This window comes from Nocardioides lianchengensis (assembly GCF_900101465.1).
GTDB lineage: Bacteria > Actinomycetota > Actinomycetes > Propionibacteriales > Nocardioidaceae > Nocardioides > Nocardioides lianchengensis.
Map to the genome: position 1 here is coordinate 325,104 of NZ_FMZM01000006.1, position 13,357 is coordinate 338,460.

Annotated in this window: 15 protein-coding genes; 4 read left to right on the forward strand and 11 right to left on the reverse strand. The window is 70.8% G+C overall.

The genetic code is table 11. The features are described from left to right. Window positions 1–117: 117 nt before the first annotated feature. Window positions 118–1,488, reverse strand: coding sequence for an MFS transporter (locus BLT76_RS13245; protein WP_090856542.1), 1,371 nt, complete (start codon window positions 1,486–1,488; stop codon window positions 118–120). Between the two features lie 4 nt (window positions 1,489–1,492). Then, the gene (locus BLT76_RS13250; protein ID WP_244509391.1) at window positions 1,493–2,299 is read right to left on the reverse strand and encodes a glycerophosphodiester phosphodiesterase family protein; all 807 of its coding nucleotides are present in this window, start codon (window positions 2,297–2,299) and stop codon (window positions 1,493–1,495) included. A 115-nt stretch (window positions 2,300–2,414) separates the two neighbouring features. On the opposite strand from BLT76_RS13250, the gene BLT76_RS13255 reads away from it, so the two are divergent. After that, window positions 2,415–2,672, forward strand: coding sequence for a zf-TFIIB domain-containing protein (locus BLT76_RS13255; RefSeq protein ID WP_090856548.1), 258 nt, complete (start codon window positions 2,415–2,417; stop codon window positions 2,670–2,672). A gap of 249 nt (window positions 2,673–2,921) precedes the next feature. On the opposite strand, the gene BLT76_RS13260 is transcribed toward BLT76_RS13255, so the two are convergent. Then, window positions 2,922–4,448 (reverse strand): helix-turn-helix domain-containing protein, encoded by a 1,527-nt coding sequence (locus BLT76_RS13260; RefSeq protein ID WP_090856673.1) that lies wholly within the window; start codon window positions 4,446–4,448, stop codon window positions 2,922–2,924. A gap of 115 nt (window positions 4,449–4,563) precedes the next feature. On the opposite strand from BLT76_RS13260, the gene BLT76_RS13265 reads away from it, so the two are divergent. The 3 genes from BLT76_RS13265 (at window position 4,564) to BLT76_RS13275 (ending at window position 7,888) form a co-directional block, all read left to right on the forward strand. After that, the gene (locus BLT76_RS13265; RefSeq protein WP_090856551.1) at window positions 4,564–5,580 is read left to right on the forward strand and encodes a zinc-dependent alcohol dehydrogenase family protein; all 1,017 of its coding nucleotides are present in this window, start codon (window positions 4,564–4,566) and stop codon (window positions 5,578–5,580) included. Beyond that, complete coding sequence (locus BLT76_RS13270) at window positions 5,577–7,256, forward strand: alkaline phosphatase D family protein (RefSeq protein ID WP_090856553.1); 1,680 nt, start codon at window positions 5,577–5,579, stop codon at window positions 7,254–7,256. Before BLT76_RS13265 ends, BLT76_RS13270 begins: the two co-directional genes overlap by 4 nt. Before the next feature lie 356 nt (window positions 7,257–7,612). Continuing rightward, window positions 7,613–7,888, forward strand: a complete 276-nt coding sequence (locus BLT76_RS13275) for a DUF3072 domain-containing protein (RefSeq protein WP_090856555.1) — start codon at window positions 7,613–7,615, stop codon at window positions 7,886–7,888. Here the strand turns inward: BLT76_RS13275 and BLT76_RS13280 are convergent. The 8 genes from BLT76_RS13280 to BLT76_RS13310 form a co-directional block, all read right to left on the reverse strand. Beyond that, on the reverse strand, window positions 7,885–8,283 hold the full coding sequence (locus BLT76_RS13280) for a hypothetical protein (protein WP_090856558.1): 399 nt from the start codon (window positions 8,281–8,283) through the stop codon (window positions 7,885–7,887). The genes BLT76_RS13275 and BLT76_RS13280 overlap by 4 nt on opposite strands. 91 nt (window positions 8,284–8,374) lie before the next feature. After that, complete coding sequence (locus BLT76_RS13285) at window positions 8,375–8,719, reverse strand: hypothetical protein (RefSeq protein WP_139175520.1); 345 nt, start codon at window positions 8,717–8,719, stop codon at window positions 8,375–8,377. 223 nt (window positions 8,720–8,942) lie between these two features. Beyond that, window positions 8,943–11,150, reverse strand: a complete 2,208-nt coding sequence (locus BLT76_RS13290) for a fibronectin type III domain-containing protein (protein WP_170867046.1) — start codon at window positions 11,148–11,150, stop codon at window positions 8,943–8,945. Window positions 11,151–11,335: 185 nt separating this feature from the next. Beyond that, window positions 11,336–11,773, reverse strand: coding sequence for a TA system VapC family ribonuclease toxin (locus BLT76_RS13295; protein WP_090856568.1), 438 nt, complete (start codon window positions 11,771–11,773; stop codon window positions 11,336–11,338). Next, window positions 11,763–11,990 carry a hypothetical protein gene (locus BLT76_RS25405; RefSeq protein WP_139175522.1) on the reverse strand — a complete coding sequence of 76 codons (228 nt, stop codon included), beginning with the start codon at window positions 11,988–11,990 and terminating at the stop codon, window positions 11,763–11,765. The genes BLT76_RS13295 and BLT76_RS25405 overlap by 11 nt, the downstream gene beginning before the upstream one ends. Before the next feature lie 31 nt (window positions 11,991–12,021). Next, on the reverse strand, window positions 12,022–12,153 hold the full coding sequence (locus tag BLT76_RS26590; RefSeq protein ID WP_257024078.1) for a hypothetical protein: 132 nt from the start codon (window positions 12,151–12,153) through the stop codon (window positions 12,022–12,024). A gap of 134 nt (window positions 12,154–12,287) precedes the next feature. After that, complete coding sequence (locus BLT76_RS13305) at window positions 12,288–12,842, reverse strand: sigma-70 RNA polymerase sigma factor region 4 domain-containing protein (RefSeq protein ID WP_139175524.1); 555 nt, start codon at window positions 12,840–12,842, stop codon at window positions 12,288–12,290. Between the two features lie 113 nt (window positions 12,843–12,955). After that, window positions 12,956–13,357: sigma-70 family RNA polymerase sigma factor (locus BLT76_RS13310; protein ID WP_280139643.1), on the reverse strand; the 402-nt coding region annotated here is incomplete at its 5' end.

Consider the following 13,357-nt stretch of genomic DNA (forward strand, 5'->3'; position numbering starts at 1 on the left):
ACCTGGATGGTGCCCCTCAGAAGTCTTCAACGGTACTGAGCGGTCCGAGATTCCAACAATCGGCGATTCTCGGCTTCCTCTCAGGTACCCGGCCGGACGCCCGGCCAACCGAGGCGTCTAGACGACCGCAGGGACCTCGTTGCCGGCCTCGCGGATGCCGCGCGCGGTGTCGACGCGGTAGAGGAAGAAGAAGCCGATGACGAACAGGGCGATCAGCGCCAGCAGGGCCGGCCGGTAGGAATCGGTCCACTGGTGGACGAGGCCGAAGATGAGGGTGCCGACCCAGCTCGTCCCGCGTTCGCAGGCCTGATAGAGCGAGAAGTACTCCGCCTCGCGCCCGCGGGGGATGAGCTGGCTGAAGAACGAGCGGCTGAGCGCCTGGGTGCCGCCGAGGACCAGGCCGATGCCTGCGGCCAGGGCCAGGAAGAGGGCGAAGTTGTCGGCGGGGGTGAAGTAGCCGAGGACCACCACGACGATCCAGATGACGAGGCCGCCGAGGATCGTGGCATGCGCCCCGCGCTTCTGCGCGATCCGCCCGAACAGCAGAGCCCCCGCGATGCCGACGAACTGGACGACGAGGAACGCCGAGAGGACCGTGCTCGCCTCGAAGCCGAGCTGCTTCTCGCCGTACACGGACGCGGCGTAGATCACCGTCTGGATGCCGTCGTTGTAGAAGAGGTAGCCGATCAGGAAGGTCAGCGTGACGGGGTAGCCGCGCAGGTCCTTCAGCGTGTGCCAGAGCTGCCCGAACGACTGACGGACGAGGCTGCCGTCCTCGGGGACGAGGTTGGTGGCCGGACGGTTGCGGACTCCGCGGAACGGGATGATCGTGAAGGCCGCCCACCAGATGCCGGCACTGAGCAGGCTGATCCGGACGGCGAGCGCGGTGTCGTCGACGACCGACAGCAGACCGAAGTTGAGGGCCAGCAGGATGCCGCCGCCCAGGTAGCCCATGGCCCAGCCGCGCGACGAGACGCGGTCACGCTCGTGCGGCTCGGCGATGTCGCACAGGATCGCGTCGTACACGACGAGGCTGGAGCCGAGGCAGAGCGTCGCCGCGACGAGCAGGGCGGCGCCGAGCTGCCAGTTGCTGCCGGTGACGAAGAACATGCACATCGCGAAGAGGCTGCCGGCCCAGGCGAACCGGGCCATCAGCGTCGTCTTCTGCGAGGAGCGGTCGGCGATCGCCCCGACGACCGGGAGCACCACGGCCGAGATCAGGGTGCTGACCGTGACGATGTAGAAGACCAGGGAGCCGGGGGAGACGTCGAGCCCGAGGATCGACAGGTCGTCGGTGCACTTCAGCCCCTTGTCCTCGTCGGTGACGAAGCCGCAGGCGGCCTTCTCCGCGACCGAGGTGAGGTACGGCGCGAACAGCACCGCGGCGATCGTGGTGACGTAGGCGCTGTTGGCCCAGTCGTACCAGTACCAGGCGCGCTGCTCGCGCGCCCGCTCGGTGGTCGGCCCGCTCGGGTCGGTGGTCGTCATCGCGTCATCCCCTCCACTGTCCGCGCTCGGTGAGCACGGCCTTGAGCACGTCGGTGCGGTCGGTGAACAGCCCGTCGACCCCGAGGTCGAGCAGCTCCCTCATCTCGGCCGGGTCGTCCACGGTCCACACGTGGACGTGCTTGCCGGCGGCGTGCGCCCGACGGACCAGGCCCCGGGTCGTGATGACCGCGCGGCGCCGGCGGCGGGGGATCTGCAGCGCCGCGACGCGGCCGCGGGTGAGCAGGTCCGCGAGCCGGCCGGACGGCAGCAGCCGGAACGCGACGACCTCGAGCGGGTGGGCCGAGGTCGGCACGCGGCCGCCGGTGAGGCGGCGGAACAGCTGCAGCCGGCGCGGCGAGAACGAGCCGACCAGCACCCGGTCCCACGCCTCGCGCGCGGCGATGAACTCCGCCAGCGCCGGGACGGCGCCCTCCGACTTGAGATCGATGTTGAAGCGGGCCGTGGGGAACTCGTCGAAGAGCCGGGCCAGGGTCGGGACCTCCTCACGCCCGGCGACGTGCGCGCCGCGCACCTCGGCGTACGTGAGCGCGGCGATGGCGCCCTGTCGGTCGGTCACCCGGTCGAGCACCGCGTCGTGGAAGGCGAGCAGCACCCCGTCACGAGTCACGTGGACGTCGGTCTCGAGGTACTCGTACCCCAGGGACGCCGCGTGCTTGAACGCGGCGAGGGTGTTCTCGAGCCCCTCGATCTCGGGGTGGTAAGCCCCGCCCCGGTGGGCGAGGGCCAGGGCGCTCCCCGGCCGGTCGAGAACGGCGTCGAGGTAGCCGAACCCGGTGCGCGGCGTGGTCACGCGAGCAGTATCCACGTCCGCGGCCTCCGGGGGGCCGTTTGCGGTCCGGTCGGCGTCGGCGCGCCTCACGGCGAGCATTCAGGAGCCGCACAGGGATCGGGTCTACCGTCGGGGCATGACGATGAGCTGCCCCCAGTGCGGCACCGGAATGGTGGAGACCCCCGCCGGCGCCGCGTCCGTCCAGCAGTGCCCGGAGGGGCACGGCGTGTTCCTCCCGCAGGCCGCGCTCGGCGCGTTGGTGGAGGCCGAGACCGACTGGCACCGGTACGCCGGCCAACACACCGCCCCGATGCCCCGGATCACTCCGGACATGGAGGCGGCCCCACCGCCCACGCGACTTCCCGCCCGGGCCTGGGTGGAGACGCTGTTCTGAGCGCGCCGCGCCTGAGCCCGCTCAGGCGCGGATGGACGCACCAGGTCGAGTAGCGGGAGCATGCCACTCGTTGGTCGAGTAGCGAGCGCCACCCCTCGTTGGTCGAGTAGCGAGCGCCAGCGAGCGTATCGAGACCCCGGATCACGGTCTCGATACGCCCGTCGCGGCTTCGTTCCTCAGCCGCGGGGCTACTCGACCTGGCGCGCGACTCGTCGTCCCCCCGAGCAAGCTCGGGGGGACGACGCGCGCTCAGATGTCGCGGAAGGGCTCGATCTGGGCGCCGAGCAGGTTGAGCCGCTCGGCGAGGTCTTCGTAACCGCGGTGGATGACGTAGGTGCCGCGCAGCACCGAGGTCCCCTTCGAGGCCAGCATGGCCAGCAGGATCACCACGGCCGGGCGCAGCGCCGGCGGGCAGACCAGCTCGGTGCCGGTGAACGACGTCGGACCCTCGATCATCACCCGGTGCGGGTCGAGCAGCTTGACCTGTCCGCCGAGCTTGTTGAGGTCGGTGAGGTAGATGGCCCGGTTCTCGTAGACCCAGTCGTGCAGCAGGGTCTGGCCCTCGGCGACCGCGGCGATGACCGCGAAGAACGGCAGGTTGTCGATGTTGAGGCCCGGGAACGGCATCGGGTGGATCTTGTCGAGCGGCGCGTGCAGCTGGGACGGCTTCGTGGTGAGGTCGACCAGGCGGGTGTGGCCGTTCTCGGCGACGTACTCGTCGGAGCGGTGGTACTGGAAGCCCATCTCCTCCAGCAGCGCGAGCTCGATCTCGAGGAACTCGATCGGGACCCGGCGGATGGTGATCTCGGACTTGGTCACGATCGCGGCCGCGAGCAGCGACATCGCCTCGATCGGGTCCTCGCTGGGCGCGTAGTCGACGTCGACGTCGATCTGCTCGACCCCGGTGACGGTGAGGGTGGTGGTGCCGATGCCGTCGACCGTGACGCCGAGGCGCTGCAGGTAGAAGCACAGGTCCTGGACCATGTAGTTGGACGAGGCGTTGCGGATGACGGTCGTGCCGGGGTGCAGCGCGGCGGCCATCAGGGCGTTCTCGGTGACGGTGTCGCCACGCTCGGTCAGCACGATCGGTCGGCCCGGCTCGATGGCCCGGTTGACCTGCGCGTGGTACATCCCGTCGGTCGCCTTGACCTCCAGCCCGAACGGTCGCAGCGCCGCCATGTGCGGCTCGACCGTGCGGGTGCCCAGGTTGCAGCCGCCGGCGTACGGGAGCTCGAAGGTGTCGGCGCGGTGGAGCAGCGGGCCGAGGAACATGATCACCGAGCGCGTACGACGGGCCGCGGCCTCGTCGATGTGGTCCAGGTCGAGGTCACGTGGCGGGATGATCTCGAGGTCGTTGTCGGCGTTCAGCCACTTGGTCTGCACGCCCAGGCTGCCGAGCACCTCCAGCAACCGGTTGACCTCCTCGATGCGGGCCACCTTGCGCAGCGTGGTCCGCCCCCGGTTGAGCAGCGAGGCGCAGAGCAGCGCGACGCCGGCGTTCTTGGAGGTCTTCACGTCGATGGTGCCGGAGAGCGTCGTCGGGCCGGTCACCCGCAGGTGGGTCGGGCCGGCGCCCAGGGCGACGATCTCGGAGTCGAGTGCGGCGCCGATGCGCGCCAGCATCTCCAGGGAGAGATTCTGGTGGCCCTTCTCGATCCGGTTGATGGCGCTCTGGCTGGTGGCGAGCAGCTCGGCGAGCTGCTGCTGCGTCAGCCCCCGGTGCTTGCGAGCGTCGCGGATGAGGTTCCCGATGCGGCCCTTGTATCCCTCGGTCATGTCGACCACGGTAACTCACATGTGAGATAACGCAACAATGTGCGTGACCCGGGCGCGCCGCGGGCGGAAAGGGCGCTGCGGAGGGGGAGTGGGAAGCTCCTGCAAGGATGCCACCATGCGAGCCACCACCCTGCACGCCCCCGGGGACATCCGCGTGTCGGAGGTCCCCGACCCCACCATCGAGGCGCCCACCGACGCGATCGTCCGCGTCACCGCCGGCTGCATCTGCGGCTCGGACCTGTGGCCCTACCGAGGCGAGAACGACATCACGCCCGGCCACACGATCGGCCACGAGTGCGTCGGCATCGTCGAGGAGGTCGGTGCCGACGTCACGTCGTTCCGTCCCGGCGACTTCGTCGTCGTGCCGTTCGACCACTGCGACAACACCTGCGCCCACTGCCGGGCCGGGATCCAGAGCGCCTGCGTCAATCTCGGGATGACCACCAGCGGTCAGGCCGAGTACGCCCGGGTCACCCAGGCCGAGGGCAGCCTCGTGAAGACCGACGGCGTACCCGATGCGGCCCTGGTCCCGTCTCTGCTCGCGCTGTCCGACGTGATGCCGACCGGGTGGCACGCCGCGGTCGCGGCCGGCGTACGACGGGGCGGCACCGCCGTGGTCGTCGGCGACGGGGCCGTCGGACTCTGCGGGGTGCTCGCGGCGTCCACGATGGGTGCCGAGAAGGTGATCGTCATGTCCCGCCACGCGCCCCGCCAGGAGCTGGCCCGGGCCTTCGGCGCCACTCACGTGGTCGCCGAGCGCGGCCGCGAGGGCGGCGCGATCGTCAAGGAGATCACCGGGGGAGTCGGGGCCGACTCCGTCCTGGAGTGCGTCGGCACCGACGCCTCGATGAAGACCGCGTTCGCGGTGGCCCGCCCCGGGTCGACTGTCGGGTTCGTCGGCGTCCCGCACGGCGTGGAGCTGCCCGTGCGCACGATGTTCGCCAAGAACGTCGGCCTCGCGGGCGGCATGGCGCCGGTCCGGCGCTACCTGCCCGAGCTGCTGGAGCTCGTCCTCAACGGCCGGATCGACCCCGGGAAGGTGTTCGACCTGACGCTGCCGCTGGCCGAGGTCGCCGAGGGCTACCGGGCGATGGATGAACGACGGGCGATCAAGGTACTGATCGAGCCGTGACCTCCCCTCTGCGGCTCGGCCCGCTGCTGCGCCACGTCGACGACACGTCCGCCACCGTCTGGGTCGAGACCGAGGCAGCGGCCACGGTCGTGGTCACTGCCGGCGACCGGGCCGGCACCGCGCCGACGTTCTCGGCGCACGGCCACCACTACGCCCTGGTCGAGGTCGAGGGCCTCGAGCCGGGCAGTCACACGCCGTACTCCGTCGCGGTCGACGGCGAACGTGTGTGGCCGCCCGCCGACGGCGAGTACGGCGACTCCGTGATCGCCACGCTGCGCCCCGGCAAGCCGCTGCGGATGGCCTTCGGCTCCTGCCGGGTCAGCGTCTCCCACGACGAGAAGGGGCACGCCGCGCACGGCGTCGACGCCCTGCGGGCCTACGCGCTGCACATGGCAGGCCTGACCGGCGACGGGGATGCCGACGGCTGGCCCGACCTGGTGCTCTTCCTCGGTGACCAGGTGTACGCCGACGACACCAGCGACGAGATGAAGGCGTTCATCGAGCAGCGCCGCGATCCCGAGCAGTCGCCCTGGCACGAGCTTAAGGACTACGAGGAGTACGCCCACCTCTACCGGCTCGCGTGGAGCGACCCGGCGAACCGGTGGCTGCTCTCGACGCTGCCGAGCGCGATGATCTTCGACGACCACGACATCCGCGACGACTGGAACACCAGCCTCAGCTGGCGTCGCGAGATGGAGGCCACCGACTGGTGGCACGAGCGGGTCGTGTCCGGGCTGGCGTCGTACTGGGTCTACCAGCACATCGGCAACCTCAGCCCCGCCGAGCGGGCGGAGGACCCGCTGTGGCAGCGGATCCGGACCTACGAGGGGCCGGGGGAGCTGGACATCACCGACGAGCTCGACCGGCTGGCCGACGACGCCGACCAGCGTCCGGACAGCTACCGATGGAGCTTCTCGCGCGACTTCGACACCCAGGCCCGGCTGGTGGTCGTCGACTCCCGGGCCGCGCGGGTGCTGCAGCCCGACCGGCGTTCGATCCTCGACGAGCCGGAGATGGACTGGCTCGACGCGCAGTTGCGCGGCGATGTCGACCACCTGCTCGTCGGCACGTCTTTGCCGTTCCTGCTGGCGCCGGCGATCCACCACGTCGAGTCGCTGAGCGAGGCCGTCGCCACCGGTCGCTTCGGCGCGTTCCTCAAGCCGCTCGGCGAGAAGGTGCGCCAAGGCGCCGACCTGGAGCACTGGGCGGCGTTCCAGGACGGGTTCGCCCGCGTCGGCCGGATGGTCCTCGACGTCGGCGCGGGTCGCCGTGGGCGGGCGCCGCAGACGGTGACCTTCCTGTCCGGCGATGTCCACCACAGCTACGTCGCCGAGGCCTGGCCGGACCCCGCGGAGGGCGTCGTCCTCCGGACCCGGATCGTGCAGGCAGTCTGCTCGCCGATCCGCAACCCGCTGCCGGGATTCATGAAGGTGGCCACCTCGATCGCCGGCAAGGGCCGCGCACGACCCACGGGGCGGCTCACGGGAGGGCGGATGCCGCGCTCGCCGCTGCGCTGGCGGGTCACCAAGGGTCCCTGGTACGACAACAACCTCGCAGTCCTGGAGGTGCTGCCCGACGGCCTGCGGATGCGCTGGTGGTGCGGCGAGGTCCCCGAGGACGGCGACGTACGACGTCCGCGGCTGCGGAAGGTCGCCGACGTGTCGGGGATCGGCTAGCGGTTCAGGCAGCTCGGTGCTGCTGCCCCGGTGCTGCCACCGGCTCGCAACTGCACGCGTCGCCGCACGCGAGGAACGTGTGCATCCCGTGGCCGCAGCGCGGGCAGGGACGGTCGTGCGACAGGTGCTCGTCGTTGGACTGGACGGTGTCCCACATGGCTCTTCCTCCCCCTCGTGTGCGCTCCGTTCGGCTCTCACCCGAACGTACGGACGCCACGGGCTGAACCTGCGCGGAACGGACCAGAAACATCGGGGTGGGCCATCAGGTTGGCCCGGGTGACCGTGGTCGTCATGACCCCGACGGGCCATCCGACGACCACCCGTGTGGGCGCTGGCCGAGCGGGTACCAGGACCTCATGACCGACTCGAACGCACATTCGACCAATGCTGAGAACACCGATGCCACCGAGCCCACCGCCGAAGTGATCGGCGCCGGCGCCGGCAACACCACCGAGAAGGACCCCGAGGACTGGGTCACGGGGGAGGAGCCGATGACCGGCGCCCAGCGGAGCTACCTCGACACGCTGGCCCGCGAGGCCGGCGAAACGCTGCCGGCCGACCTCACGAAGGCCCAGGCCTCCGAGCACATCGACCGGCTGCAGGCCGCGACGGGTCGCGGCCAGGAGTCCTAGGACTCGCGGCGGCCGGCCGCGACGAGCAGCGCGCCGAGCAGGATCAGGACGCCGCCGCCGAGCTCGGTGACGAAGATGCTGGTGGTGTCGTCGTACACGAGCGCGAAGAGGATGAGCAGGGCACCGCCCAGGCCGATGACGCCGATCGCCGGGGTCGGCGACATCCGGGTCCGCAGCGCGAAGGTCGCGAGGACCACCGCGGTGGCCACCATGCCACCGCGGTATCCGGCCCACATCCCGTCGGCGTCGTGGCCGTAGATGAACCAGGTCGAGAAGACGACGAGGAGGGCGGCGCTGAGGGTGAGCAGCCAGCCGAAGGGAGCGAGCACGGGGACCGGCTCGTAGGCCGCAGCGGCCGGGGCGGTCACGTCGGAGGTCTTGGCAGGAGTCGTCATGGTGCGGCCCATCCTATTCGCACCGGGTAGAACACGCTGCGGGTGTCGCCACGAGTCGGCCATCGGCCGGTCCCACCGTCGGCGCTTCCTCCTAGGTCCTCGCACCGCGAGGCGGCGGAGTCCCGCCGGCCTCGCGCCACCGCCGTACCGCCTCCGACACCTCGCCCCGGCGCGTGCGAGTGAGATCGCGAGCCCGGTACGGCGACGGCTCGCCCACCAGCGGATTGCTGGCGGCCGGAGCACTGAAGTGGATCTCGTGACTGAGGGTGTCGAGATAGTCCCGACCCGCCTGCTCCCAACGGGCGCGTTCATCGCCGTTCAGCTCGATCAACACTGAGTAGCCGAAGGCGCCGTGGTTGCAGTTCACGTCGAGCAGCAGGGCGTCGCCGTCACGCAGCAGGTACCAGGCCGCCGGGGCGTGGTCGAGGACTTCCATCACGGACCCATCAGAGCATCTGTCACTAAGGCTCGGCGGTGAGCACCCCACCGAAACCTCGCGGCAGACGGTGGACGGCTCACCGCCCTCCGACGACGGCGAATCTCTCCACCCGCGGCGGCACCGCTGAGCGAACGGCACTCGTGGACGGCGCACGGCGCCGGCTCCCGTGGTGGGTGCCGGCGCCGTGCGCGCTGGTGATTCGATCTGGGCCGGGTTGGGCTCAGATCGGGTTACTCGCGTAGGGGACACTGGGGTCGGAGAAGGCCCCGGCGTCGGTGACAGCGCGCAGGCGCACCGAGGAGCCGTAGTTCCAGCCGCAGCTCATGCTGGGGCAGTCGAACATGGCCTGATTGCCGTTGATGACCGAGGCCGACGGCAGCCAGGGGCCACCCGCCACGGACATCTGGTAGCCGGTCACGGTGGCGCCATTGGTGCTGCCGGCGGTGAAGCTGACCGCTACCTGCTGGCCCGCTCCGTAGTAGCCATAGTTAGTGATCGTCGGGGCGTTCGGGACCACGACGGTGATCGTGACGCTGTCCGACTGCGTGGCAGCGGAGTGGCCAACCTGGTTCACGGCACGGACCTGGTAGCTGCGCGTCCCGGCAGGCTGGTTGGTCAGCGTGATGGTCGTGGCCGGCGCGTAGCTGGTCCAGGTGAGGCCGTCGGGGGATACCTCGTAGGCGGTGATCGCGTTGCCGCCGTCAAAGGTGGGAGCGGCGACGGACAGGGTGACCGTGGTGCCGTCGGCGCTGGCGCTGACCTCGGGCGGCGCGCCGGGAATGACCGCGGGCTTGAGGGTGCGGGTCTTGCTCATGGCGCCGTTGCCCTTGGCGTTGACCGCGCGGATGGTGACCTTGTACGTCGTGCCAGGCGTGAGGTCGGACAGGCTGAAGCTGAACGCGCCGTCCTGCTCGGGGTCGGCCGTGTAGAGGAAGGTCGACCAGGTCAGGCCGCCGTCGTAGGTGATCTCGTAGCCGGTGATCGGCGATCCGCCGTCGGTGCCTTCGTCGAGCTCGGGGCTGGTGAAGGTGAGTACCGGGTCGGTGTCGTAGACGTCGACCGGCTGGTCCAGCCAGGGGGCGTCGGGGACGGTGGCCACCAGGACCTCGGTCGCGGTGGTCGCCGGACCGTAGCCGCGGCCGTTGAGGGCGCGGACGGCGACCTGGTAGGTGGTGCCGTTGGTGCGGTCACCACTGGTGATCGTCCAGGGACCGGCGCCGATGGTCGGAGCCGGGGCCCAGGACAGGCCGCCGTCGTAGGTGATCTCGTAGCCGTAGATCGGGGTGCCACCGGTCCGGGTGGGCGCATCGAACGTCGTGATGATGGCGTGGTCGTCGCCGGTGACCGTCAGGCCGGTGGGCGCGGAGGGCAGTCCGATGACGGTCGCCGAGAGGGTGTTGGACGGCGCGCCGGCGCCGATGCGGTTGACGGCGCGCACGCGCAGGTCGACGGTCGACTCGTCCGGGACACCGGTGAGGTAGCCGTAGATCAGGTTCTCGCAGTCGTTGCACGGCTCCCGCAGCAGCGTGGCACGTCGCGAGGGCGCGGAGTTGACGGAGGACCAGGCGCCGCCGGTCGAGACCTGGTAGCCGGTGATGGGTGCTCCGCCGTCGGTGGTCGGCGCCTTGAAGGAGTAGTGAACGACGCCTTCGTAGGCCGTCATGTCGACCAGGGTGGGTGCGCCGGGGACCTTCGCGTCGGGCTTGCTCGGGCCGACAGGAGGGGTGGGCTTGGTGGGTCGGGTGCTGGTCATCTGGATGACCACGCGGCGGTTCGCGTCACGCTGTGCCGGCTTGCCGCCGACGATCGCGGGGCGGGTGGAGCCGTAGCTGACGGCGGTGGTGGCCAGCCCGGGGTTGAGGTCGGCGATCGTGGCGCACACACGCTTCGCGCGGGCCTTGGACAGGGTGCGGCTGTCGGCGTTGGTGCTGCCGTAGTCGGCGTATCCCTCGCACCGGATCGACGCGGCATTGGTGAGCGAGCCGGCGGCGCGGCGAAGCTGTGCGCGGGCCTGGGAGGTGAGGACGGCGGAGCCGCCGTCGAAGAGGCCTTGGCCGTCGAGGGTGAGCGCCTGGCCGCGGACCAGCTGGTGGCCCAGGGCCCAGCGCATCGGAACCGCGAGGGCACCGGCGCGAGTGCGGTAGACCGCACGGGTCTCGCGGAGACGCCCGGAGTACTTCTCGGGGCGGCTCGGGACCGCGAGCTGCGCGCGGCGCTGCTTCGGGGTGCGGGGGTCGACGAACCAGGACGAGTCCCGGTCCGTGCGGGTGGTGACCGAGCTCAGCACAGCGCCGGGCGCGGCCGACAGGGAGTGGCTGGAGGTGGCGCTCGTGGCGCTCGCGGTGGCCGTGGCTGCGCCGGAGAGCATGACCACGACACCGGCGCCGGCCGCGATCGCGGCGCGCCACTGGAGGTTGAGGGACGACATGCAAGACCAATCGGTGGGTAGCGGAACCCGAGACCAACCGTCGTCGACGGCTTCGAACGTCATCGGCCACATCGGTCTGCGATTAAGCAGAGCGACAGAAAAGCCCCTTCTCGTGGACGCCCGGTGATTAGTCGCCGATAACTGACATTATGTCAAGTAATCAAGAGGACGCTTCGGGCGAGGCCCTACCCCAGCAGAACGAGGCGGTCGGCGTCCTCGGGCAGAACGGCGCGAGCGAGCCGGCGATCGAAGGTGACCAGGACGGCGTCGTGGCGCACCGCGAGGTTGAGCAGGTGCCAGTCGGTGACCTGCTGGTGGCCGACGAGCCCGGTCGCGTCGACGCCCAGGTCGGCCAGGCTCGTGTCGTCCAGGAGGAAGACGGCGCGGGTGTCGGAGCGGATCCCGGCCAGCACGCCCAGGGCCTGCTCCGCCGTGACCGACTGCCCGGTGACCCGCGGGTTCAGCAACAGCCGCACCAGTGCGCTCTCGGTGACCGGCGTGGTGGCGAAGTGCTCGGTCTCCCCCAGCCACCGGTGCGCCTCGGTGTGGAACACGTGCGCCGGGTTGGTCAGCGCGACCAGGACGTTGACGTCCGGGATCGCTAGGCGGGAGCTACTCGACATCGAGCGCGTCGTCGACCAGCTTCGTCGTGATCACATGACCCTCGACGGAGGGCAGCATCGGAAATCCGCCCGCGGTCGACCGCGCCGCGACCCGTTCGGCCTCGTAGCCGATCAGCGCGAGCCGTGACACCGCCTCACCCAGCGAAATTCCCTCGCGCCGCGCCCGACTGCGGGCGGCGGCCAGCACCCGGTCGTCGATGCTGAGAGTCGTACGCACCCCTCGATCGTAGCAGACGCGGCATCACGCATCACGCATCACGTGCGCGAACGGCGATCAGCGCGGCCTCCAGGTCGGCCCGCGTCGGGATCCAGCCGCGCGCCAGCTCATCGCGCAGCAGGTCCACGAGGGCGAGCCGGTCCGCTGCTGGCAGGCCGAGCACGAAGGCCCTCGTCGCACTGCCGGTGAGGTCGGATCGCGCAGGTCTCGTGGTCTCCACAGGGAAGAGACGCACGCGCCACGGTTCCCTTACGCGCGGGGCCCGCATCCGCGTGGACGTCCCGCTCCCCCGCCGGCTCACCGTCGGTGCGCCGGGTACTCGAAGCGTGCGGTCGTCGTACGACGCACGACCCGGATGTGCGTGCGTAGAGGAACGCGCCGACGCGGCGAGGGTCCGGATCGGAGGGTCGCATTGACCACCTCGTGCAACGTCACCAGGGCCGTGACGAGAGACCGAACCGTGTCCTCGCCGATGCCCAGGTCGTGGGCGATCGCGGCGACCGGCCGCGACCGGAGGAAGGACGACGTCACGACCGCCCGCGACAGCTCGGGCAGGTCGAGGATCGCGGCCTCCAGGATCCGCAGGCGTCCGGAGACCTCGGGCGACGGTGGCACGGCGGGCAGCGAGCGGAGCAGGTCGCGGAGCGCCGGGCCGATGGTGGCGGCCGCGTGCGCCCCGAAGGCGATGCCGGGGCGCGGGCAGAAGGTGCCCGCGGCGGTCGCGAGGGCGGCCTCAGCGGTGGCGTGGAGCGCGTGCCGGTCGACGTGCGACGGCACCCGGGCGAGCACACGTCGCACCTGGGCGGCCGCGAGGTCCTGGTGCTGGGCGACGAGCTGGTCCTGGTCCGTCATGAGGACCATGGAAGTCGAGCAGCCTCAGCATCGACCCGGGGCCGGGCCAAGAATTCCTCAACAACTCCCCCGCGGACCTTGAGGTTCCACTGAGGGCCGGTGCGGGCGCTGGGTCAGCCGGCGAGGGCGGTGGAGCGCAGGGTGGTGGTACGACGTACCGAGACCTGACGGGCCGCGACCGCGGCGACGTAGGCGTCACGACGACGGGCCACGACACCACCCGGACGCGCGTGCGGGGTCAGGAGCTCGGGGTCCAGCGCCGCGTTCAGCGCGTCCTTCAGCAGCACCAGCGCCTCGGCCCGCATCTGCGAGATCCGCGACTCGGTCACCTCCAGCTCAGCAGCCAGCTCGGCCATCGGCCGCTCCTCCAGGAAGTAGCCCTCGACCACCGCACGCAGCCGCTCGGGCAACTCCACGATCGCGGCCTGCAGGTACTCCAGACGCTCCGCCATCTCGATGCTGGCCTCGGGACCCGCCTCGTTCGAACGAACCAGGTCAGCCAGCGCGAACCCCTC